Below are 24,020 nucleotides of genomic sequence, written 5' to 3'. Positions count from 1 at the left end.
CGTCTCGATCGCTCAGCGGCGGTTGAACGGGAAGCGGATGCCGCGGGGGTTGAATCGCGTGGCCATCTGCTGGAACTGGGGGACGAAGCCCATCCGTGCGATCGGGTTGCCGGTCGTCGGGGTGGCGGGCAGGCTTACGCCGCTGCTGACGCTGCCGAGATAGGTGGTATTGCCGCTGTAGACGGCCCGGAAGAACCCGTTGCCGGAGACCTGGGACCTCGCGGTGACCAGGGTCGCGGTCGAGCCGTTGATCTCGCCTGTGCCGAGGATCCGGGAGCCGTCGAAGAAGATCACGGCGCCGGTGGCTCCGCCGGCCACGTTGGCCTGGAGTGTCACCGTCTGGCCGTTGCTGCCGGGGGTCAACGCGGCCGAGATCGAGGTGGTGGTCTGGACCAGGTTGATGACCTGCGTCAGCGGGGCGCTGGTGCTCGCCAGGTAGTTGAAGTCGCCGACGTAGATCGCCCGGATGTCGTGGGTCCCCGCCTGAGGCGCCGTGTAGTTGAACGTCGCGGTGTTGCCGCTGATCGTCGCCTGGCCGAGCGGCGTGGAGCCGTCGTAAAAGAGCACGGCGCCCGTCGCCCCCGCGTTGACGGTGGCCGTGAACGTCACCTGCTGGCCGAAGTTGCTGACCGCCGGCGAGGCCGTCACGCTGGTGATGGAGCCGGCCCGGTTGACGATGTGGAAGAGCGGGTCGCTGCTGATGTCGTCGTACGAGGCCCAGATCTGGTGGCCGCCGACCCCCAGGTTCGTCGGGGAAATCGTCGCCTTTCCGCCAACGATGTTCGCCGTCTCGATGACGTTGTTGCCGTCGTGGAAGGTCACCTGGCCCGTCGCGTCGAAGTTCAGCGAAGCCGTGAAGGAGGCCGCCTGCCCGAAGGTGCTCGGGGCCGACGAGCCGCTCATGCTGATCTGGCCCGGCTCGATGGCTCCGGTGATGTCGGCCGTCGCAGGCAGGACCGAGTCGAGGATGTAGTTGAGGGCGCCGGAGCCGCTCAGGGTCGCACCGGCGAGCCTCACGGTCTTGTCGTCGCCAACGTTCGGGTCGTCGAAGCTCGCGACGCCGCCGACGAGGCTCACGCCCCCGAGGTCACCGATCGTCGAGCGGGTCACGACGGTCGCGTTTGTGTTGCCGTCATAGGCCTTGTCGGCCGCGGTGAAGGAGCCCTGGATGTGCCTCGGCACGACCGTCATTCCGCCGTTGACGTAGGTGATCTTGTAGTTGCTCAGGCCGTCCCCCTCGGCGTCCGACGGCACGATGGCATAGGGCGGGCCGGAGATGTTCGGGATGGAGCTGACGTTCGCCGAGCCCGAAGCCCCGGCGCTGGCCAGCGTCACCTTGCTGATGGTGTCGGAGTTGATCAGGCCGACGGCCAGGTACTCGTCTCCGGTGAATGTGTACGCATCCCCGTACGTCTTGATGATCGGGTTCGCGTAGATGGACAGGTTGCGGAGGGCGATGGTCAGCGTCGTGCTGTGGTCGATCGCGGCGTCATAGGTCGAGTCGCCGGCGAAGGTGTAGGTCACCGTGTAGGGCGTATCCGACGCGTTGATGCTCGCCGTGTCGATGGTCGTGCTGAAGTTGCCGTTGGCGCCGACGATCGCCGTCGCGTCGTGCGAACCGATCGAGATGGTGATGGTCCGGCCTTCGGGCACGTTCAGGCCGGCGGCGAAGTGCCCGCTCAGGGTCGTCGAGTCGGTGCCGTACTCGATCGAGACCGACTTGAGGTCGGTGAAGACCGGGCTGACCTTCAGGTTGGTTTGGTTGAAGTGGATCTGCGTCGTGTGGCCGGCGACCGTGGCCGTGACCGAGTAGGTCCCCGCCTCGCCATTGGCCTTGAAGGCGATGGCCGGGGCCTGGCCCGAGGAGGCCGAGGCCACCTGGTAGGTGGTGCCGCCCCCCGCGAATGTCCCCGAGGCGCCGGAGGAAGGTGCGGTGTAGGTGACGACCCCCCCCTGCACCAGGTTGCCCGCCGCGTTGCGGAGGAAGACGTTGAGGTTCGTGCCGAAGTTCGTGTTAATCGTGGCCGACTGGTTGGTCCCCGCCAGGTACGTGATGAAGATCGGGTCGTCGTCGTCGAGGATCGTGCCGGTCGCGGGCGTGTTGTTGATCGAGGCCGTCAGGAAGGGCGTGGTATTCAGGGCGATCAGGAGGGGGGTGTCGGCGCCCCCGATCGCGGCGAAGTCGGGCTTGCCGTCGCCGTTGAAGTCGCCGATCGAGAAATCCACCACGCTGGCCCCGAGGCCGGTCTCGGTACGCGCCCCGAACGTCGCCGTCTTGGCACCAGGGGCCGTGATGTTGCGCAGGACCTCAACACGGCCTTCCGCCAGCACGGTGATGTCAGTCAGGCCATCGCCGTTGATATCCTGCAGCTTGACCGGCCCGATCTTGACATATTGATCCAACATCTGGCTGGTGAGCGCCAGGGACGTGGCCCCCGACGTCGTGGAATTCATGAAGACTTGAAGATTGCTCGTGACGAGGGAGAGGGGATTCTGGCGGTTGATCACGGCGATGTCGGGCTTGCCGTCGGTGTTGAGGTCCCCGATCGCCACCGAGATGGGAGAGGTGTTGTTGTCCGTGAAGTAGTCGGTCCTGGGGCCGAAGGTCGCGGACGTGGCCCCCTGCGCGGTGGTGCTCAGCAGCACGGAGAAGTACCGGCTATCGGGTACCGCCACGACGAGATCGGGCTTGCCGTCGGTGTTGAGGTCGCCGATCGCGATCGAGGACGGCCCCCCATCGATGGCGACGTCGGATTTGGGGGCGAACGACGGGGTGGTCGCGCCGGCCGCGGTGGTGTTCAGCAGCACCGAGATATTGTTGGAGCCCGCATTGCCCACGACGAGGTCGACCTTGCCGTCCTGGTTGAGGTCCCCGACCGCGAGCGTGGACGGGCTCGAGCCCGTCGCGAACTCGGCGTAGGGGGCGAACGACGGGGTGGTCGCGCCGGCCGCCGTGGTATTGATCAGGATCGAGACCGTGCCGGCCGTGTCGTTGGCCACGGCGATGTCGGGCTTGCCGTCGCCGTTGAAGTCTCCGATCGCGACCGCCTTGGTGCTCGTGCCGCTCCCCGCGTCGAAGGCGACCCCCGGGGCGAACGTCGCCGTGGTCGCGCCGGCGGCCGTGGTATTGAGCAGGACCGAGACGGCGTCGGCCGACGAGATGCCGAGGACCATGTCGGGCTTGCCGTCGCCGTTGAAGTCGGCGTTGTCGCCGCTCGAGATGAGGTCGCTGAAGTCGATGCTGGTCAGCTGGGCGAATTTCGGATCGGCGAGGTTCACCAGCGAGGTCAGGACCGCGCTGTAACTCCGGTTACCCTGCAGGATCTGGTTCCCGATCCCGAGGATCGAGAAAGATGCGGGCGATCTGTTGTCCAGCTTCACCATGCCGGTGGTCGCCGTGTAGTCGACCCCCGCCTTGGCGGTCCCGTCCACCGTCTTGTAGGTGACCCCCAGGAACGTGTTATCGTCCCCGGCATTGTGGACCGTGTAGGTGAGGTAAGGCGTCGAGCCCGTATCCCCCTCCGGGGCGCTGCTGCCCGTGACCGAGATCAGGTTCGAGAGGTTGATCCGCCCTTCCAGTTCGAGGAGGTCCGGCCGAATCGAGCGGCGAAGGCGCTCATTGCGAGACAAACGGCGGCGACGCGGGAAGGTAGAGGCGTTCAAGATGCTGATCCCCTTTGCTGAAGGACTCCACGCGGCAGCGACGGGGGAGAGGCCGTCGACGGACGGCCGAGTCGCTCCATCACATTTAAAAGCTGCTGATTCTATCAGGCTGTGTTGCATTCACGTGTTGACTACGTCATCATCGCGGAAAAGGGACAGCGGCCGCACAAAGCATTGCGCATAAATAAACGTTAAATGTGTTCCGGCTTGATTTTGTGAAGACGGAACGACCGGATTTTTGTTCATGCAATGGTTCGATGGATCGAAGGGAGCGGCTGGACGGGTCGGTCGCGTGAGCGGTGGGTGCGAAGGGGCTTGGGGCGGGCGAAATCAATGGCCGATGCAGTTCACGAGACGAAGGACGAAGACGACCGCGAGGACTGGGATCGTTCCTGGAGTGCGATGCCGCATCGACGACTGTTGTCCGCGCCGAGGATCAAGCTCTCTGCCGACCCTCTCCGCGGCGGCGGCACGCTCGTCTCGTGCACGATATCGCTGGATCCCCCGCAATACAGCGACCGGGGCTATCGCGAGTCGGACCGCTGCCCGATCTGCGGCGAGGGTACGAAGGCCGGGGATCGGCTCCCCGCGAGCCTCCGCCCCGTTTGGACGACCATCGCCAATATCGGTATAGGCGTATGGGTCCACCCGGCCTGCTTCGAGGCCTGCCCCGAGATCGAAGGCCCCGCGCCGATCCCCTGGTGAGCCGACAGACTCGATGTTGCTTTGAGTCGAAGCTATCCCACGTCGGCCCGCCCCCTGGGTCCGCGAATCCTGCGGGTGCCTTCTGATCGTCGAGGCCTTCGACTCCAGGGACATGAGGATGTCCGCGCGGGCCCCGATGATGGATCTCTCGCGGTCACACAACGGCTTGTTGAAATCAGTGCTCTCTGCGAATCGATGATGTCGTTCCCGAATTCCCGGTGTCAAGAATCAACCTGCCTGTTGTCCGCATTTTTTAGGAGATTCGCCTCGATGCCAGATGTTCATAGCAGAGGGCAGCACCGCCGTCGTGGACGACCGCGGCGCACTCGAATCGGGAGGCGAGTGCAGCCCGTCGGAATTCGGTACAATCCGGGGTGACGTCCCCTCGGATCCACGGATAAACGCCTCGCAGGACGATGGCCATGAATGCCCTGGTCTCGACCCTGATCTTTGCGGTCGGCTCGATCCTCGCGGCGGCAGGCGATGAGCCGCCGATGGTGCTCGGCAGGAGCGTCGACGGTTGGGTGCAGATCCTGCGCAATAAAGGGAGCGCGCCGGGCGCCAGGCTGCGGGCGTTGAAGGCGCTCGCCTTCTTCGGGGCGGAGGCGAAGGCCGCGGTGCCAGATCTCGTCGAGGAGTTCCGCCGGGGCTTGTTCAGGGCCGAGGCGGTCGACGCACTCGTACGCATCGGGGCGGAGACGGATTTGGCGGTCTCTTATCTGATCGATCAATTGGTCAAGGACCAGAACGTCGCCTGGGTTTCCCCTGACAGGGGCGACGTGAGGAAGAATCTCGCAAGGATCGGCGGGCCGGCCGTGCCGGAACTCATCAGGCTCCTGAGCTGGCCGGAGAGGCGCGTACGCGGCTGCGCGGCGGATGTGCTCGGACGGATCGGGCCGGGAGCGAAGGAGGCCGTCCCCGCGCTCATCCGGAATTTCGGGGACGACCAGCACGACCAGATCTTCCCCATCGCGCTTGGGCAGATCGGCCCCGACGCGAAGGCGGCGGTCCCTGCCTTGAACCGCTTGCTCGAACAGGATCGCGATGATTCCGGCCTCATCGTGAACGTCCTGGGCAAGATCGGCAGCCCTCCCGTCGCGTACCTCATGGATCGCTTCCCCGGCGAAGGTGGCGCGGACCTGGTCTCCCTGCTCGCAGGACTTGGGCCGGGCGCAAGAGATGCCGCGCCTCGCCTGCGCCGGTGGCTCGCGGATCCGAGCCCGAGGGTCCGCATCGCCGCGGCGGTCGCCCTCTCCGGCATCGACCCCACCGCAAAGGAGGCGATCCCCGTGCTGATCGAGGCGCTGAGGCATCGCGTGGAACCAGGAATTCCGGAGGCCTCTCAGGCTCCTCAGGCCCTGGCCCGATTCGGTCCCGACGCGAAGGCCGCCCTGCCGAAATTGATCGATATCATTCGACTTATTGATGAAATTGGGATGACGAGGGTCCTGGTGCAGATCGACCCCGAGGGGAAGGAATGCGTCCCCGCCCTTATCTCGACGCTCAACTCGAACCACGCTGAACACGCGAAAGCCGCGGCCGAAGCCCTGGGCCTGCTCGGCCCGGCGGCGGGCGACGCCGTCCCCGCGCTCGCCGCGAGGTTGACCCGGGGGCCCCCGATCCCGAGTCCGCCGTGGGCGAGGCCCTGCGGCGGATCGGGCCGCGAGCCCGCGGAGCGATCCCCGCCCTCATCGTCGCCCTGAAGTTTCGCCGAACCTCGAACCAGGATCACTTGCGAAGAGCCGGCATCGTCGATTGCGAGGCCGCCACCGCGGCAGCGAAGGTCCTCGGCTCGCTCGGCGCAGAGGCGAGGTCGGCCGTCCCCGCCCTGATCGAAGCCGCCAGGACTCGCGACAAGGAGGACGCGAACGAGTGGACCCGCCGCGCCGCGATCGTGGCCCTGGGGCAGATAGGCCCCGACGCCAGGGCCGCCGCCCCCGCCCTCCGCGGCCTCCTTCAGGAGGATGGCGAGCCGTCCCCATACACAGTCGAACTCTTGATCGCCCTCACGCAGATCTCGCCCGAAGGCCGCGAACTCGCGGAGCGCTGGCTTGCGAACCCTGAGGACGACTGGACCTCCGACCCGATCGAGGACGTTCTGGAACGTCGGGCGAGGCTCCTCGGCGCGTTGGGCCGGAGGAGCTTCGAATCCGACCGGCTCGTGCAAAACTCATTGAAAAATCTCGATAAGATCCTCAGGACTTACCCCTTCGGTTACGACCCCTTCGACGGCCTCGAGTGGTGGTTCGAGGAGATCGGCAGCCTCGGCGCCGCGGGGCGGCTCGCCCTCCCCAGGCTCGACGAGCTGCGACGTCATCCGAGCCTCGGGGTCCGCACCTGGGCCAAGGAAGCTCATGACCGGATCACTTAAGTTAACGACATGTCATGATATCAATTAGATCATAACACACTGTTCTATGAGATCGACTCCAGGACGCTCCCGATTGAACGCCCTTGACATCGAGGCTGTCGTCCGCGACATTTGTCGGGGAAGGCGGCTCGATTGGTCGCCGGGTTGAAGGGAAGGAGCCTCGCCATGTCGGATGCCGGGACGGGGACGGTGCGCCGCGGGTTCACGCTGATCGAACTGCTGGTGGTGATCGCGATCATCGCGCTGTTGATCGGCCTCTTGCTGCCGGCGGTGCAGGCGGCTCGCGAGGCGGCCAGGCGGGCTCAGTGCACGAACAACCTCAAGCAACTGGCACTGGCGGCGGCCAACTATCACGACGTCCACGGGACCTTCCCCGGGGCGGCGTACGGGGCGGCGAACCTCGGCCAGTTCGTCAGGCTCCTGGCCTTCCTCGAGCAGACGCAGATCTACAACGCGGCGAACTTCGGCCGGCAGGTGCTCTTCCCGGAGAACGTCACGATCGCCGGCTGCGCCATCGCGGGGCTCCTCTGCCCGAGCGACACCGACCCCGGCCCCGTGCCCGCCCACGTGGACGAGTGGCCCTTCGGCGTCCCTCCCGGCTCGTGGCGTCAGTGCCTCTCCAGCTACGGCGCCAACGCCGGGACCTGGACCCTGAACCTGACCAAGGGCAACGATCGGTTCGCGCTGAGGCTTGCAAATATGAACGGCGTGATCTTCGGCGAGAGCGTCGTGGGGCTCTCGGCGATCACCGATGGGACGAGCAACACCCTGCTCTTCTCCGAGTCGGCCCATGGCGTCCTGTCGGGCGACGCGGTCGTCTCTGGCGGCCTCCGCTGGCCGACGGCCGAGTACCAGTGGTGGCAGGTCGGCTCGGGCGAGCATACCCAGGTCGAGACCTTCTTCGGGCCGAACGGCTCGAAGCGGTTCCGCAAGGCCCTGGGTGAGCACGCGCCGAGGAACCCGTCGAGCTTCCACCCCGGCGGCGTCAACGCGGCCTTCTGCGATGGCTCCGTCCGGTTCATCAAGGATTCGATCGAGAGCTGGCGCAACGACCCCGCCACCGGCTACCCCCCCGGCATCGCCTACGACATCGGCGGCCCCGTCGACCATGGCGACAAGAGCGTCTACACCATCGCCCCCGGCACCTACTTCGGCGTCTGGCAGCAGCTCTCCACCCGCAACTTCGGCGAGACCTTCGGCGCCGATGCCTTTTGACCGATCCGGCTCGAGGATCTCGCGACGCGGACCTCGGGGCGTGAGGGCATCCTCGGCGGTCTTCGGATCCGCTTGAGCGTGCGATAAGCCCGAGCGAACAGGGGTGCAAGGTTGAGGCGGGAAGAATCGAGATCGTCCGTGCGAGGCCTCCGAAGGGCTCGCACGGACGATTGCATGAAGATATCCAGTCGCTAGAGAGTGGTCAGCCGATGGACCAGGCGGCGAGCCTCAGCTTGCCGCCGATGGTCTTCAGGGCATCGCCGACGGCGCTGTGCTCGAAGCCGCTGTGCATCTTGCAGTTCTGGCAGCGGCGGTCCTGGCGGCTCTCCCAGTAGGCCCAGTCGGTGGTGGCCCAGAACTCGTCGAAGTTCTCGTGGTAGCCTTCCCCTTCGATCAGGTAGCAGGGGGCCTTCCAGCCCTTCGGGGTGTAGTTCACCGTCGACCAGGGGGCGCATGTGAGCTCTCGGAGGCCGGCGGCGAACTCCAGGAACGGGGGCGTGGCGCAGACCTTGTACTTGCGGGCGAACTCGCGGATCGCGCGGAACTTCTCGTGGATCTGCTCCTTCGTCAGGAAGATGTCGCGCTCGACGCTCTCGTACTCATACCCGGGCGAGATGAGGATGCCGTTGGCCTTGAGCTCGTCGACGAGCTTGCAGAGCTCCTCGACCTCGGCGACGTCCGTCTGCTTGTAGACGGTCGTGTTCAGGAAGACGTGGTACCCCTGCTCCTTGCCCGTCTTGATCGCGGCGACGGCCTTGTCGAAGACCCCCTTGCGGTTCGTCACGTAGTCGTGCGTCTCGCGCATGCCGTCGAGGTGGACCATCAGGAAGAGGCGGTCGCTCGGCGGGATCACGCCGTAGACCTTGTCCGACAGGCGGAGGGCATTTGTGCAGACGATCACATATTTGCCGCGGTCGTAGAGCCCCTGGAGCAGCTCCTTCAACTCGGGGTAGAGGGTCGGCTCGCCGCCGCAGATGTTGATGATCGGGGCGCCGCAGTCGTCGGCCGCCTTGAGGCAGGCCTCGACCGGCAGGCGGTCGGCCAGCTTGCCCGTGTACCGCTCGGTCGAGCAACCGAGGCAGGCGAGGTTGCACGTATAGAGCGGCTCGAGCATCAGGACGGTCGGATACCGCTTCGCGCCCGAACGCTCCATGCGAGTGCGGTGGAGGGCCTGAGCCATCGTGAAACCGAGCGGGTAGCGCATCGCCTCGGGCCTCCTTGCGGCCGTATAGAATCGTATCTCACATCCGGGAATCCCGGTTCATTCGGGCGTCATAACACATTTCCCCACGCCCGGCGAGGCCGTTTGTCCGCACCCTCGCGATTCCTTCGCAACCCCCCTCCGCCGCCCCGCTCCGTCCGTTCAAGTGCGGAATATGGATAGCCTTGGGCTGAGACCGCGAATTAAGGGGTATGGAGAGACTTTGCCGGCGATCGCTCCTAACTTGGAAATGAAACGGGCCGGCTCCGATCGGGGCGGTTGGCGGCTTTGGGAAAGCGCCAATCGCCCCGGTCGGGCCGACCGTCTTCGATTCGATGTTGCTCAACCGATCGCACATATCAGGATGCGATGCGATCGAAAGCCATGCAAAGCGGGGCTCAGTAGGCGTCGGAGCTGATGACCTCGCCGCCGCCGATGGAGCCGAGGCCTCGCCAGACGGGGAGGCTGATGGAGTTCTTGACGAACTGGACGTGGCCGTCGGCGAAGACGCTGTTGACGCCGCCGGGGTGTCGGCTGCGCGAGCCGAGGACCGTGTTGGCGGCCTTGCTCTGGATGATGCAAGGCGGGGCGCCGTTCAGGTTCTTCGGGTCGCAGTAGGTCGACCAGAGGACGTCCGGCAGCGGGCTGTTCGGCGCGAGGGTGGTCTCGAACGCGGCGGCGTAACCCCAGTGGACGAAGCCTCGGAGGTCGCTCGTCGACTGCCCCTGCTGGATCTCGGAGACGAGCACCGTGTTGCTGGTGCCGTCGGTGATCTGAGCGAAGGTCACGACGCCATACTGCGAGACGGTGTACCCCTTCGGGCCGCCGCTGACCGCCGTGGCGGGCCACATGTCGCTGAACGGGGCCTTGAGGAAGTTCACCGCGCCGGTGCCGGTGCCGGTGGTGGCGATCTGATAGAAGGTGGTGTTGCCGAAGTTCGCGGCGTAATTATACGAAGGGATCCCCGAGAGAGGCTTCGCCGGGATGTCGCTCGGGCAGAGGTAGTTGCTGAAGATCGTCCGAGAGATGGTGGTATTGGCGGCACCGCCATAGCGGAGGTCGGTGGAGTTGGAGCCGCCCGGGGCGCCGGCGGTGGAGTTATCCCCGTTGTAGTTCCACCCGTTGAACGCGGCCGTCTGCTCCATCGCGGGGAGGATGAAGACGACCCAGGTGCCCCAGCAGCACCCCTTGATGCCGGCCGGGAGGTTGTTGTTGGTGCTCTCGTAGTTGGCCATTCCCAGGCCGATCTGCTTCAGGTTGTTCGTGCACTGGATGCGGCGAGCGGCCTCGCGCGCGGCCTGCACGGCCGGCAGCAAGAGGGCGATCAGCACAGCGATGATGGCGATCACCACCAGCAGCTCGATCAGGGTGAAGCCACGACGATACGATCGATTCATGATGGTCTCGTATTCCATATTCGATGGAGAGGGGGCGGATGGAGGCGTAGGTTGGGGTTACGCTCGGGAAGTTCGGCGGGGCGGGATCATCGACCCTTGCGGGCGGAGGAGGTCGGCTTCAGGTCGTAATTCAGCTCGTTGGGCTTGGCCGGCTCGATCGTCGCCTTGAGCGTGCTCTTGACGTTGTAGTCGTCGGGGATCGCCCGGGGGTCGGACATCCCCGCGTCGTCGCCCGGGAGGGCGTCGGCCGCGGCGGATTGGCTCGAAGCGGAGTAGATCGCGACGGTGTAATCGCCCGCGACAGGGCCGGTCGAGGCCGCGATGGAATAGGCACCGTCGACGATCTCGCCCCAGGCGCCCGCCTTCTGGTCGGCGTCCTGCGGCTGGAACTGGATCGAGCCCTTTTCCACGGGCTTTCCGGCGTACGTGACCTTGCCGGAAACCGCCTCTCGCTTGAGCCCATCCCCATCGCCGCAGCCGCAGATCAAGGCGCATGCGGCAAGCCAGGAGGTGACTCGCGGCGCGCCGTTCATCGGGAATCTCACGAATCTCTAGGCCTTCACGGGTTGCATGTCCGGCGTCGCTGAGGGCGACGCGGATCGGGCGGGGTGGGGCTGCGAAGTTTGATCATCGCGCACGTATCCCGGCAAGCAAGCATTGGTTGAATGATCGCCGGGGTTTCATCAGTACCAGGAGATTGCGTGGAATCGAAGAAGAGATGATGTGAAAGTTTCGAGAGTTTTCGCCGAGCTCTCCATCCTCGGCTCAGATGCGCAGCCCGCCGGCCGGCAGTGCGCTTCGAGATCGCCAGGAGCCTACTTCGACCGCATTATTTCAGGCATGGCGAGAGGCTTTGGCAGCTATTGCGCAAATATCTAGCACGATGCCGTCAGTTTTGGGATTCGTCGTACTCAAAACTTGCGGGCGTGAGAAGTTGGTCATCAATGGCTGAATGAGTCAAACGTCTGGACATCCGATCGCCGCCGAAGCATGAAGCCCGATGGCTGCCAGCGGCGCGGCCGTCTCAGTCGGGCTCGGGCACTCGGCCGAGCGGGCGTCCGCGGACGTACCCCGAATCGACTGCATTAGCCGCCTCGATCACGAAGGATTGCAAACCAGGCCACGGCTAAACGGTCTGGGTCATTGCAATCGACCTCTCATCGCTGCTCGACCCTGATCGTCCCGACCACGGCTACCCAGCTTCTATGGAGAGGCGGGGCGAACCGTGGTCGGCGGCTGGTCGTTTCCCGGGGCCGCGAATCGGTTGGGCGTGATTCCGCTCGCTCTCGTCGTGGTTTCGAAGGCTCTGTGGTGAATCGGCGCCGGGATGTACGTTCACGATCGACGAGAGTCGTCAAAAAAAACGGGAGGGAGTGTCCGGTTTCCGTGCCAATGGTGATTACTCTGCGGAGGTACAGGCGAGCGGGCATTGGGGCGGAGTCTGGTGGCCATGACCCGAGCTCACGAATGGCAGTGGCCTCGGACGAGCCTGCCATCGTTTCAGTGGGGGCGTGGACGGCCGTTCCGCGGGGCCCACCCTAGGCGTTTTTGCTTCGAAGAATCTGCACTTCAAAAAATGAAAAGCCAAAGCGCCAGGTCGGGCCGCACCCCGCCCAGACTTCGCCTAAAAACACATCCCGGCGACTGGCGCCTGGATGGATGAATTGACTTCACGTTTACATGAGTTCCAAACTCGGCAATTCATGAAACGAAGTGTCACAAGATGCGGGCGATGTCCGTCATCTTGCGACGAGCGGCGCCAGCCGGAGAGCCTCCGCGCGCCGCGGGCCTTCTGTCGCCGGCGGGCGATCGGGCGACGGATGGGCCGAAGGCTCACGAATGAACACTCGACTGGCATCACATCCCGTAGGCGGTCTAACTGCAAAGGACACGACGATGCGGATCCCCCCGTCCTGGAAGTGGAAGTTCGTCGCCGCGGCCTTCGGGCTTGCGGTCCTCGTCGCCGGCTCCGCCATGGCGGACGGCCCTGCCCTGAGCTTCGAGAAGGTCGTGGAGTATCTCGACCTCGAGGTGAAGGAGTCGAAGATCCTCAAGATCGTGAACGACTCGCCGACCGTCTTCACGCTCGGGGCCGATCAGGTCAAGCTCCTGAAGTCGAAGGGGGCCTCCGACGCCCTGATCGAGGCCCTGCAGAAGAAGGGGAAGAACGACGCGAAGGCGGTCGCCTCGAGCGACTTCACCGACTTCGCCCTGATCCTCGACTGCTCCGGCAGCATGCGTGACCGGACGGCCGACGGCAAGTCGAAGTGGGATGTCGCGAAGCAGGCCGCGCTCGACCTGATCGAGGCCATCCCCGACGGCCGCCAACTCGCCTTCATCACCTACGGGCATAACAAGGAACAGGCCTGCGAGGCCGCCGAGATCCTCCGCCCCCTCGAGTCGCTCGACGCCGCGGGACGCCAGGAGCTCGCGAAGATGATCGACCAGATCCAGCCGGTCGGGAACACCCCGATTGCCCTGGCGATCTCGAAGGCCGATGAGGCCCTCAAGTCGGCCACGGGGCTCGCGAAGGTCGTGCTGATCACCGACGGCATGGAGACGTGCTCCGGCGACCCGGTGAAGGCCGCCGCGACCCTCGTCTCGAACGAGAAGGTCAAGGGGGGCGTCAACGTCATCGGGTTCGACCTGAACGAGCAGGAGTCGGCCGCGGTCTCGAACATCGCCAAGGCCGGCAAGGGGGAGTTCTACGCGGCGAAGAAGGCGGCGGACCTGGTCCGGACCATCAAGGTCGTCAGCGAGACCATCGCCGAGCCGGTCGACAAGCGGCCGACGGCCGAGAAGTCCAACATCAAACCGAGCAACGACCCAAGCAAGCCCGCCCCCCTCGAGCTGGGCAAGTACGCGGGCGGCAGGCTCGGCGAGGGCAAGGCCCACCACTTCGTCTTCGACGGGCCGGCGGGCGAGTATGTCCTCGTGGGCGACATCGAGCGTTCCGACAAGCGTAGCTCGAACCTGCAGTTCGTCTGCCAGGTCGACGGCGACAGGGCCTTCGCCACCAATGATATCGATTGGATCACGCGTGGGGCGGCGAAGGTCAAGCTCGAGCCCGGCAAGCACGTCATCACGGTGTCGAACGGGAGCAGCATCGTCGACTACCGCTTCGGCGTCTTCAAGAGCGACGCGGTGCCCAGCCCGCACCTCGGCCGCGCCTCGCTCGACTTCCACGCGTTCGAGGTGGGCAAGGCGGTGCCGGTGAAGCTCGACCCGAAGAGCATCGACACGCGGACCATCTTCCTCAGGACGAAGCTCGAAGCGGGAGATTACACCATCTCGTTCCAGTTCGCATCGCCGCAGGCGTCGGGCAACTTCGGGGCCTACCTCGACGAGGCGAATGAGTACGGCGTGGACATCAAGCGGATCGGCAGCAGGTACAGCTCGGAGAAGCTCCTGTCGATCGAGTCCAAGCTGATCCTCGCCGACGAGCAGGACCTCCTCCTCCGCGTCCAGGTCAACGCCGATGACCCGATCGAGGGCAACCTGATCATCAAGCCGCTCGACGAGGCCCGCTGAGCCTCCCTTGACATGCACAGGACGTCGATCCTGCATCTTGGAACCGCATCGCGAAGGGCCGCGGCCTCGGGAAACCCCCGACGCCGCGGCCCTTCCTGCGTCGCGACGCCGGTTGTCGACGCTCAGCGAAGGATGGGGCCGAGCCACGTGCGCAGGATGTCGGAGAGGTCGACCGACAGCACCGCCAGGGCCCCGATGAGGGGGACGACGTACGCGACGAGGCTCGTCATCAGGGGCTGGTCGATGGTGACGCGATGGGGTGTCGTGTTGGCCACCCGGCTGATGACCTCGTCGCGGTTCACCGCCAGGACGATCGTGATGATCGTCAGGACCATGAACACGATCAGCGCGGCCATCCCGCCCAGCAGCCGGCCTTGCGAGGGGAATGGATAGGAACTCACCGCGAGCAAGGCACAGATCGTGCCGCCGACGAGGTAGGCGATCATCAGCCAGATCTGCGAGAGCGAGGCCGCCAGCCATCGCAGGGTGACCAGGGCGACGAGGTCCTCGGCCTGCTTGATCCATTCATCGAGCTTCGCCTTCCGTTTTTCCTCCGCGGTGGGCTTCTTCGATGAGGCGTCTCCGGCGGAATTGTCCCGATTCCCCTCGCCTTGCCCTCCCGAGCTTTTAGTCGAGCCGACGAACATGGACGCCACGGGTTGCCTACGCCAGTGCTCGAGGAGGATCGGGCGCAAGTGCTTGAGAGGGTCGTCCTTCAAGGATGGTTGCAGCTCATCCAGGTTTTTCAGGAGCTCGTCCCACTCGTCCGATCCGATTTTGATCCCGGAACTGACGAGTTCTTTGAAGATGGAATCGTCGCTACGGACCTTCAGGGCCATGGCCTGCCTCCAGATCATCTCGAAACGCCCGCCGTCGGGCTTGGGGATCTGATACATCCATCGCACCACCGTCTGCGGGAGCCGGTCCATCGCGCCGAGGAGAGGAAGCCTGGCGATCCGTTGCAACAGTCGACTCATCCGCACCCAGATGAGGATGACCTGGAGGCAGTGGAGGGTCAGGCCCACGAACACCACCGCGTATAAAATCGTCAGGCAGATCGTTATCCAACTCTGGTCGACGGACCGGAACTGGACTCTCCTGAACATGGGCACGAACAGGAGGATTGCGTCGAAGGCGATGACCAGGATCGGGAATATCGGATATCGTTCGATGAGCTCACGCCAGGGCGCGCCCATCGTGCGTTCAAAGGCGAGGCGATCCTTGAAGGCGTCCGACCACGCCCAATAGTCGCGTGCTTTGGAGTCCGTGGGATAGTTCACGTGCTTGGGCCCCGGGGGCGTAGCCTGTTCCAGCACAAATCTGCTGTAAAGGCGTGACCAGGCCCATCCGAGCCCGGCTATCGCCAGGAACAGCAACGAGAAGACGGGCGAGACGCCGCTGGGTAGTGAATTCGCCCGGTAGAGCGTCAGGATCCGGTCGACTTGGTCACTCTGGAGGTCGACGTCTGGAAGTGGGATCCCCTCGAGATGGCTCCCGACCGCGATAATGGCCACGCCGACCGCGACGAGCATCCCCGTGAACAGGACCTCGGCATGGCGACGGATCCAGATCCGCAACTGATAAAGCGACGCGAGCGGCCCATGATAGTCCAGGGCGAGGACGTACGACGGCTTCGCCTTCGGGGCGGGGCGAGTCGACGCTTCCCTGCCGGCTTTATCGATCCAGACCAGGAACGCGGCGATCGCCCCGAGGAGCAAGGCGATGAGGATCGCCGCCGAGATCAAGAACAGCCAGAAATACAGGCTGGAGTAATCCCAGGGTACCGCGATCCAGGCGAGCCGCAAGACAGGGTAAGATGTAAAAAAGTAGATGATTCCTGTATATAGCAATGAACAGGCGAGATATCCCCCAGGGCCCTGGAAGCGACCCTGCGATGTCGAGCCCTTCGCAGGCGCCCAATTCAGGAAGATGGCCAGACGCTTGAGGGATTGCGGCCACTTCGAGAGCTTCAGCTTGGGGTCGCCGCCTCTCAGGCGTCGGGCCCATACGACCTGGATGAAGGCGATCCCCACGAGTACCGTGCAGACCGCCGAGAGGCCGAGGAACAGGGCGAGCCAGCCCTGGCGGAAGATCGGATAGTAGAGCTTGGGGATTTTGGGCTTGCAGCAGGCAGGCTTGTTTATCGTGCAAGAGTGTTTATAGAGTGTGTTGTTATTGCATTTTTCTCTCGCCCCATCGCACTCGGGATGCTTGGGGCTCGAGTCGAGTTCGACATGGATGGGATAGATCCCGTGGTTCCCGACCACGCTGATCCAGATGGGAGGGCAGGTCCCCTGCCGTTCCTGTCCGCAGCGCAGTGCAAAGGGGCGACCATATTCCACGAAGGGTATGTCAGCATCGGCACGATTGCCGATCAGGTCGTGGAGTTGGAGGACGGTCGCGTTGTAGATCCCTTGCGCATCCCCGCTGGGGAAGAAGACCCGGCTTCGTTCTCCGGAGTAAGGGTAGCTCCACGACTGGTTACTGGGGAGGAGGGGATACGTCGAGGCGACGAACATGCCGCGGAGGTCGGAGATCCTCTCGGGATGCGTGAAGACCAGGTCGTTCTCGGTGGTGAAGATACGCGCATCGGGGATCATCTGGCGGATTTTCCCCGCCAGGAAGATCAGGTCACGTACATCGGTCGCGGCGATCCCGACCGTCTGAATGTTCCGACGGCTGATGTCCAGCAGGATCTCGTCGATGACGAGTTCATCCACCGGTGTGGTGAACTCGGGGGTCTGGGGGGCGATGAGGTCGAGCGGGAATTTGGCGTGGTCCGACCCCGGGACGAGTCGCTCACTCGGCGGCAAGAACTGCGAGGCCCCGCGATTGGCGCCTTGCCTCTCGTAAAGGGACCTGATGGTCGAGATATTCTGCGGGAACGGGTAGCGGTGGATATTCGTGTGATCGGAGACGTTCTTATCCTTCTTGCCTCTCTTGCCATTCACATCTTTCGCGATCTGACCATAGCCGGTGTTCGATTCATATAACAAGGCAATATGCGGCCCGGCGTCGTCGTAGGCATTGAGGAATTTGAACATCGCGCGCTCGACGGCATCCTGGCTGTGGATCGTCGTCCGATAGCGGATCAATGCCGAACTATCTTTCAGTTTATCGATGAGCGACTGCTTCGAGATTCCGGAGGCCGAGCCGGAGACCACCTCGAAATAGGGCCTGGGGGCAACTCGACCGAGTTGAGCCAGGATCTCCGGGAACACCCCATTGAGTTGCGACATGGCTCGCAAGACGATCTTGATCGCCGACTTGAATGCAGGTCGGTTTCGGTCGTGCAGGTCGATCAGGCTCCTTCGAGCCATCACGTCCTTGGAGACTCGGCGAAGCCGTTTCGTCGCATGGTTGATAATCTCGGAGATCGTCCCGGCCGTCGTCGCGATCGAGGGGAGCGGATGGGCCAATCGCCTTCGTCTTGTCCAGTCCTGGAGCCCCCGCTCGAGCGAGTCCTGCGACCCGGTATACGCCGGGCCGAGGATGTTGAAGGGGCGATAGGACTCGGGACGATCGCCTGCGGGGACTCGCTTGTGGTCATCGAGCGCTTCGGCCCAGTCGAGGCTTGCCGCGAGTGCCCCCTTGTCGAGCCCCGATGTCGGAGACTCGGGCACGAGGAAGATCAGTAGCAGGGGTGCCATCTTGCCCCCGGGATCTTCGGGCGTGAACCGGCAGATCAGCAGCCCGGGTTCGCCCGGATTCGGGGTCGCCAGCCTCCCCGAGGAACTCGAGGGGCTCCCGGGCTGCGAGGTGGCGACATACCGTTGCCAGGGGAGGCGATAGCGGTCGAGGACGTAACTCTGGGCCTCGACGCCGCGCAGGATCGCCGTGAGCCCCTCGTCGAAGTGGTAGTCGCTGGTCGTGCCGATGGGGTCGGCCAGGGTGCCGACCAGGCAGCGGATCGGGGGGATTTTGGCGCGGGGGACTTCACTCCCGAGGATCTTGTCGATGCTCCTCGGCCCCGGCGAGGGGGCGCTCGGCTCGACCGCTCCGGCCCGAGAGTCCAGGGAGAAATAGTCGCGAAGGAGCCGCTCGATCGATTCGCTCGCGCCCGGGGAGATCGGGCTAGCAGCGGGGATCGCCCTGGCGGGGTCGGATGGCTTGCCCCCGGCCTTCGATGCGTCGGTCGAGTCGGACGGCCCCCGGGGCATCGCGTAGAGCCCGAGCAGGACGAGGATGAACATCCAGAGCGTCGGCCTTCGATCCGTGTCGTTCATAGGTGTGAATCTGGTTCCAGGTTGAGGCCTGCTGATCGTCCTCGGCCCAGCTCGGGTGTCGGCACGCCGGCCGATGACTTGCCCGCGAAACCTCGCGACTCCAGGTGCTGCTCCCAGCTCCATTCGTCGAGGAGGTAGCGCTTCGTGCTCTCGTAGCCCCGTCGGTACAGCTCGTCCTTCTGCAGGTCGGAGAGGCTGAACTGGGTCACGGACACGCCGACATCCGTCACGTCCACGTTGATCGTCCGCGTGCGCTTGGAGACGCTCAAGTTGTGACGGTCATGGGCATACATCATGGTCTTGAACATGGCCTTGAGGATGTCGGGCGCGCTCTCGATCTGCATCGGCTTGCCGGCCCCCTCGTCGAAGAGCCGGAATCCGAAGGTCGGCCACGGGGGCTGCTTCGTGGGATCGGTCTCGTCGAAGATCCAGACGGGGAAGTTGCTCAGGATGCCGCCGTCGACGATGACATCGCCGTGCAACTTCCCCGGGGCGAAGAACAGGGGAATGCTCATGGAGAGGCGCACGGCCTCCGCGACCGAAAACGTGCCCTGCTCATCCCCGTTGAGGTTGTCGGGGAGGACGAGCATCTGGCCACGCGTGAGGTCCGATACGACAACCTTCAGCGTCCGATCCGGATCGCCCTTGCTGACGTCCTTGAATGTGTCCACGCCGGCTTGCTTCAGCGCTCCTCCGAGCCATTGGGCGAACGGATCCGAGGAGAACTGCCCCAACTGCTGTGCGACGAACAACCGCAAGAGCATCTGGACCGGGTGATCGAGGTCGTCGTTGGGGTTGAAGTCGAGGATTCGCCAGTTCGTCTTCTCGCCGATGAAGCGTTGGAAGTCGACCCCGCCGAAGATCGCCTCCAATGCGTCGATGTCCGCGAATGCGGCCAGCAGGGAGGCCGTGATCGCCCCCGCCGACGTCCCCGCCAGCCCCTTCCACCGGATCCCGATCTCGTCGCAGCACCTGGCCGCGCCGAGGAATGCGAGTCCCAGCACGCCGCCCCCCTCGAAGACCCCGTCTGCGAGGAAGACTCCTTCCTTGGGAGACGAGCTCGCCGGGAATTTCTCCCTGATCTTCGTCAGCTCGTCAGGGGAGAGCGAAAGGCCGTGCTTGGCTCGTGCCCCGGCCGGACTCCAATGGCCATCCGTACTCATGCCTTAGGCTCCATGCAATTGTTGGAGCTCGGCACATTTGACTTTCGTCAAGTTGGGGGGGGGGAGCCGAGTCGTCGTCCTGCCCACGCGACGACGCGGAGCAGGACACCCGTGATTGAATCGATTGGAAGAACACGTGTCTTTGCAAGACACCTGTTATTTAAAACAAGGCCGCCTCGAAATGCAATATGCAATCCATACGAGGCATCATCGCCTCCGCATCGAGCGAGAGCATCATGCTAATAGCTGCGCTGTTGATGTTGAAGATTCGAGGCCGCGGGCTCCAATCCTTGCAGCCCGGATCGAGTCGCGTATGCGACTTGCCCGGATGTCTCGAGCGGGCGCTTCGTTTGGATCCTGGCCTCATGCCGGGGCATTCGATGCCTTCCGGCGCCATGTCCGTTTTGAATATAAATTTGTCGATTCGCTAGTGGTGACAGCGGGCGATACCGTGTCCGGTCTCCGCCTCATCCGGCTTGGCTCGAGGCATGCAGGCGTGTGCCGCTGAGACCATGCCCGAAGCGGCCGGCCGCGTCGGTGAGGGCCTCGCGTGCGGCGGCTCGATCGCCGAGGGAGAGGACGATCGCTTCGCCAGCCCGGTCAGCCGTCCATCGGTTCGGACCCCGGCATGAGCCCACCCTCCAACCTTCGCGAAACCCTCGTTCGGGGCGCGATCGCTGTGATCCGGTAGGTCCGACGCGGGGGCAGGATCGGCGGTCATGCCGCGGTCTTACGAATCCGGAGCATGTGGGGAATTCGAGGACTCAACCCTTGAGTCTTCGCGTAGGGGATGGATAGAATCAGGCCTAAGTTCGATGCGTCGACGATTGACGCGATACCGTTGTCCTGGTGCACTCGCTCTGGCCCGCCGCTCTCCCCCTCGTCGCGGGCCTCGGTTTGCTCTGAACCGGAGGCTACGCCCGTGCTCTTGCAAATCGTGACATTTGGTCTCATTGCTAGCCTGTTGGTTTCCGCGGTCGGGGTGCTGGCCCCGCTGCGATCGCTGGGAGTCAGGTCCCGGATTTGCCCGAAGTGCGCGAATTCCAACAGGCTTACGAGGACGCCTCGCAAGCCCTTCGATCGCGCGGTCGGGCTCCTCGTCGCCGTCCGACGCTACCGATGCCTCAGCTGCCAATGGTCCGGCCTGCTCCGCGAGGCGGCCGTCAAGACCGCCGATCCCAACGGGTCGCGAACCGACATCGAGATCCCCGTATTCGACCCGCAGGAGATCAAGACGACCGTGTCCTGACGGCTCCCGATCCACGGCAGGTCGGCCCCGCATCACGCGTCCACGGATCGATGCGTGGAGGATGCGAGTGGACTTGAGACGTGAATCCCGGCGAGAGGTGAGCCGCCGGGATTTGTGAAGAAATGTTGAAGAATCCGCGGTCAATCAGCCTCGCCCCAGACCTTGGGCGTGCGGAAGTCGGCGGCGCGGGGGGCGGCCTTCGGCGGGACGGCCTGGGCGGCGAAGGCGGCGTAAACCTTGCGAAGCTCGGCGACCTTCTCCGGGTTCGAGCCGGCGAGGTTCTTGCTCTCGTTCGGATCCTTCGAGAGGTCAAACAGCTCGGCCGTCCACCTGTCGAGGGGCGCGGCGGGCTTGGCCTCGGCGGCCGGCTCCTCGACGTCGACGCGGCCGGCGCCGGGGCCCGGAGGATCAGCTTCCAGTCCCCCGCGCGGATCGCGCCGGCGACGGGCGTGGTGTTGAGCAGGATCACGTCGTGCGGCGAGGGCTTGCCGTCGGCGATCGAGGGCCAGGCGTCGCGGCCGTCGAGGGGCAGCGACTGGTCGGCGGGGGCTCCCGTGAGGCCGAGCAGCGTCGGATACCAGTCGACCGCATGGAGCGGGGCGTCGACGACGGAGCCGGCCTTGATGTGGCCGTCCCAGGTGGCGAAGGCCGGGACGCGCACGCCCCCTTCGTAGAGGGTCGCCTTGGCGCCTCGGAGGGGGCCGTTGGAGGTCACCTTGCCGGGGTTCGGGCCGCCGTTGTCGCTCGAGAAGAGGAAGAGGGTGTCCTTGCGAATCCCCTTCTGCTCGACCGCCGCCACGACCTGGCCCACCGCCTCGTCCACCGCCGCGAGCATCCCGGCATACGTCCGGCGCGGCTCGGGGAGGTGCTCATAGGGCTTCTTGTACGACTCGGGCACCTGGTGCGGTGCGTGGACCCCGTTGAACGGGACGTAGAGGAACAGGGGCTTCGAGGCGTCCTTCTCGGCGACGAGGCGGGAGGCCTCCTTGCCGATCAGGTTCGTGCTGTACCCCTCGTCGCGGTTGACACGATCGTCGCGGTGCCAGTCGAAGCCTTCATCCCGGATGTGGGTGAAGTAGTCGAGCGCCCCGTTGTAATGGCCGTACTGGTGGTCGAAGCCTCGGTGGGTCGGCAGGTACTCCGGCTGGACGTGGCCTAGGTGCCACTTCCCGACGATCGCCGTCTCATACCCGGCCTGCTTCAGGGCCTGCGGCAGGGTGCGTTCTTCGAGCGGCAATCCATACTTGGCCCAGGGGCGGACGACCCCGACTTGCAGACCATGTCGCATCGGATACCGGCCCGTCATCAGGGCCGCCCGCGTCGGCGAGCAGACCGGCTGCACGTAGAACTGCTCGAGTTTCGCCCCCGCCGCCGCGAGCTTGTCGAGGTTCGGCGTCTTGATCTCGGATCCATGCCAGCCGACATCCCCCCAGCCGAGGTCGTCGACCAGGAAGTAGACCACATTCGGCCGGCTCCCCTTGTCCTTCTCCTCCGCCGCCGCAAAGCCCCCCGACGCCAGGAGTAACACCCCCAGCAACGACCAGGCCCCGGCCAACTTGGCTCTCACTCGCATCGTTCCTCCCAAAGCCTCGAGTCTCATGGCGCTTCGAACCGAGATCGTTCGAAAAGGCTCACCGGACGATAGCGATTCTCATCATGTCGGTCAACAAAATGAAAATTCGTTGAGGGCATTGCATGGTTAGGTGGAATCGGAGTCAAGGGTTTGGTTCGTGCCGGGTTTGGTTGAATCGGATCAGGGTCGAGCCGGTTTGATCATCATCGTCCAGCATGGACGCGAGGGCCCTGGACGTGACGCGAGGTCGCCGCCTATCGGTCGGATCGGCGTTACGTGATTCATTGCCCACGACCTAACAGCCGTGGCATGGACGAGGTTTCGCGACTCCTGGACGAGGCCGAGGCGGGAGATCGCCGGGCTGCGGCCGAGCCGCTGCCGCTCGTGTATGGCGAGTTGAAGCGGCTAGATGTCCCGAGGTGGGCGGGTGGGAGCCACTTCTTCGCCGCATCGGCCGAGGCCATGCGGCACATCCTGGTCGACCGCGCCCGACGCCGGCGCGCCCCCAAACGCGGGGGCGAGGCCGCTCGCGTTGAGCTCCCCGAAGACGCACTCGTCGCCCCCGACTTGATCGGCGACGACGAGGCCGACGCCCAGGCGGCCGAACTCGTCAAGCTGAGGTATTTCGCCGGCCTCACCATCCCCGAGGCCGCCATCCTCGGCGACTCCCCAGGACGGCCGATCGGCTCTGGTCTTACGCCCGCGCCTGGCTCGGCACGTCGATCGGAGAGCCGTAACGCGTCAGTCCCACGGGGCAGGCTTCGCCGAACGACAAAAGTTCGGCACCTGCATCGTGAGCCCTGGCGGGTGACTCGTTCGCTCGCGGCTGACCCTCCCCGCGAGCCATCCTCCCAACACCATGCCGATCACGCCCACGACGAAGGCCACGAACGCCCCGAACAAGCCGAACAACCCACAGGCGCCTTCATTGATGGCCCTCGCCACCATCCAGGAGCCCAGCACCAGGCCCAGGAAGAGGCCAGACAGGGCTCCCAGAAACATCCCGCCGACGATGAACAGGAAGCGCTGCATCGCCTTCACCCCCAACGGAACCTTGCGATTCCACCCGACCGATCCGCCCCGATCATCGGGGGGGCGCGGAATCTTCCACGCTTGAGATCCGAGTTCCCTCAAGCCGAATCGTCCGGGTCAGACTTCGGCGATTGGTTGTGGCTTCCGTACGGCAGTCGCCACGGCCTCGTCAGCCTGCATCGCTCCCGTGGTCAACGTTATGATCAACGTGGTAATTCCCCCGATCATGGCGCCAACCACGCCGAGGAACAGGGTCGCGACGAGGTTTGGTAACACCATCAGACCGCAAATCATTTCATCCGGCCCGGCCTCTGGCGGCGGTACCAGCACCGACCCCAAGATAGAGCCGAGGACCCCGCCCAGGATTGTGCCACCGCAGACCTTGAGGAAACCAATCAGCATCGCCTTCACCCCGACGGATCTCGTCGTTAGGCCTTACGCTCGCCGTTTCCGGGCATTGGACGCCATCATGATCACTTTCGGACGTTTTGCCCGGCGTCATCTGGGACTCTGCCGCAGTCAGACCTTCATTTTACGCCCTTCTGCCCGTCCTCGCCAACGGCGAACACCGTAGACACCTGCTCGGCCGCTGCCTTGAAGTTAACCCTTCTTTCGCCATCCGGGGCTTTACAACTTGGTGCAATTAAGCCGCAAGGCCAACCGCGTTTTGCCGGGGCACTTTCGCGGTCTCCAG

At 64.7% G+C, this 24,020-nt stretch carries 15 protein-coding genes and 1 pseudogene; 7 read left to right on the top strand and 9 right to left on the bottom strand.

What is annotated here, in order from left to right:
* Positions 1–12: 12 nt before the first annotated feature.
* Positions 13–3,663, bottom strand: a complete 3,651-nt coding sequence (locus ACOYYX_RS38975) for a beta strand repeat-containing protein (RefSeq protein WP_422931760.1) — start codon at positions 3,661–3,663, stop codon at positions 13–15.
* A 333-nt stretch (positions 3,664–3,996) separates the two neighbouring features.
* On the opposite strand from ACOYYX_RS38975, the gene ACOYYX_RS38970 reads away from it, so the two are divergent.
* From ACOYYX_RS38970 to ACOYYX_RS38955, 4 genes are all read left to right on the top strand, one after another.
* Positions 3,997–4,368, top strand: a complete 372-nt coding sequence (locus ACOYYX_RS38970) for a hypothetical protein (protein ID WP_422931759.1) — start codon at positions 3,997–3,999, stop codon at positions 4,366–4,368.
* 422 nt (positions 4,369–4,790) lie between these two features.
* Complete coding sequence (locus ACOYYX_RS38965) at positions 4,791–6,071, top strand: HEAT repeat domain-containing protein (RefSeq protein ID WP_422931758.1); 1,281 nt, start codon at positions 4,791–4,793, stop codon at positions 6,069–6,071.
* A 29-nt stretch (positions 6,072–6,100) separates the two neighbouring features.
* Positions 6,101–6,739 carry a HEAT repeat domain-containing protein gene (locus ACOYYX_RS38960; protein WP_422931757.1) on the top strand — a complete coding sequence of 213 codons (639 nt, stop codon included), beginning with the start codon at positions 6,101–6,103 and terminating at the stop codon, positions 6,737–6,739.
* Between the two features lie 165 nt (positions 6,740–6,904).
* Positions 6,905–7,954 (top strand): DUF1559 domain-containing protein, encoded by a 1,050-nt coding sequence (locus ACOYYX_RS38955; protein WP_422931756.1) that lies wholly within the window; start codon positions 6,905–6,907, stop codon positions 7,952–7,954.
* Between the two features lie 202 nt (positions 7,955–8,156).
* Here the strand turns inward: ACOYYX_RS38955 and hpnH are convergent, their stop codons facing one another.
* The 3 genes from hpnH to ACOYYX_RS38940 all read right to left on the bottom strand — a co-directional run bounded on the left by hpnH (position 8,157) and on the right by ACOYYX_RS38940 (position 11,085).
* Positions 8,157–9,158, bottom strand: coding sequence for an adenosyl-hopene transferase HpnH (gene hpnH / locus ACOYYX_RS38950; RefSeq protein ID WP_422931755.1), 1,002 nt, complete (start codon positions 9,156–9,158; stop codon positions 8,157–8,159).
* A gap of 395 nt (positions 9,159–9,553) precedes the next feature.
* Entirely contained in the window at positions 9,554–10,552 is a 999-nt protein-coding gene (locus ACOYYX_RS38945; RefSeq protein WP_422931754.1) for a DUF1559 domain-containing protein, read from the bottom strand.
* Between the two features lie 86 nt (positions 10,553–10,638).
* Positions 10,639–11,085, bottom strand: coding sequence for a hypothetical protein (locus tag ACOYYX_RS38940; RefSeq protein WP_422931753.1), 447 nt, complete (start codon positions 11,083–11,085; stop codon positions 10,639–10,641).
* Positions 11,086–12,448: 1,363 nt separating this feature from the next.
* Here ACOYYX_RS38940 and ACOYYX_RS38935 point away from each other — a divergent pair.
* Positions 12,449–14,083, top strand: coding sequence for a VWA domain-containing protein (locus ACOYYX_RS38935; RefSeq protein WP_422931752.1), 1,635 nt, complete (start codon positions 12,449–12,451; stop codon positions 14,081–14,083).
* Between the two features lie 122 nt (positions 14,084–14,205).
* Here ACOYYX_RS38935 and ACOYYX_RS38930 read toward each other — a convergent pair whose 3' ends face one another.
* Positions 14,206–18,309 carry a hypothetical protein gene (locus ACOYYX_RS38930; protein WP_422931751.1) on the bottom strand — a complete coding sequence of 1,368 codons (4,104 nt, stop codon included), beginning with the start codon at positions 18,307–18,309 and terminating at the stop codon, positions 14,206–14,208.
* Positions 18,306–19,472, bottom strand: a complete 1,167-nt coding sequence (locus tag ACOYYX_RS38925; protein ID WP_422931750.1) for a patatin-like phospholipase family protein — start codon at positions 19,470–19,472, stop codon at positions 18,306–18,308. Before ACOYYX_RS38925 ends, ACOYYX_RS38930 begins: the two co-directional genes overlap by 4 nt.
* A gap of 922 nt (positions 19,473–20,394) precedes the next feature.
* Between ACOYYX_RS38925 and ACOYYX_RS38920 the strand changes: the two genes are divergently transcribed.
* Positions 20,395–20,721, top strand: coding sequence for a hypothetical protein (locus tag ACOYYX_RS38920; protein ID WP_422931749.1), 327 nt, complete (start codon positions 20,395–20,397; stop codon positions 20,719–20,721).
* Here ACOYYX_RS38920 and ACOYYX_RS38915 read toward each other — a convergent pair.
* Complete coding sequence (locus ACOYYX_RS38915) at positions 20,702–22,288, bottom strand: arylsulfatase B (protein WP_422931748.1); 1,587 nt, start codon at positions 22,286–22,288, stop codon at positions 20,702–20,704. The genes ACOYYX_RS38920 and ACOYYX_RS38915 overlap by 20 nt on opposite strands.
* Before the next feature lie 315 nt (positions 22,289–22,603).
* Between ACOYYX_RS38915 and ACOYYX_RS38910 the strand changes: the two are divergent.
* Positions 22,604–22,888, top strand: a pseudogene (locus ACOYYX_RS38910) (ECF-type sigma factor); the annotation flags it as partial.
* A 147-nt stretch (positions 22,889–23,035) separates the two neighbouring features.
* On the opposite strand, the gene ACOYYX_RS38905 reads toward ACOYYX_RS38910, so the two are convergent.
* Positions 23,036–23,326, bottom strand: coding sequence for a hypothetical protein (locus ACOYYX_RS38905; protein WP_422931980.1), 291 nt, complete (start codon positions 23,324–23,326; stop codon positions 23,036–23,038).
* Positions 23,327–23,443: 117 nt separating this feature from the next.
* Positions 23,444–23,737 carry a hypothetical protein gene (locus ACOYYX_RS38900; RefSeq protein ID WP_422931979.1) on the bottom strand — a complete coding sequence of 98 codons (294 nt, stop codon included), beginning with the start codon at positions 23,735–23,737 and terminating at the stop codon, positions 23,444–23,446.
* Between the last annotated feature and the right edge of the window lie 283 nt (positions 23,738–24,020).

The organism is Singulisphaera chitinilytica (genome assembly GCF_049331405.1).
Taxonomy (GTDB): Bacteria; Planctomycetota; Planctomycetia; order Isosphaerales; family Isosphaeraceae; genus PoT.
Note: the sequence above shows the minus strand (reverse complement) of the source record. Positions and strands in the feature narration are given on the sequence as shown.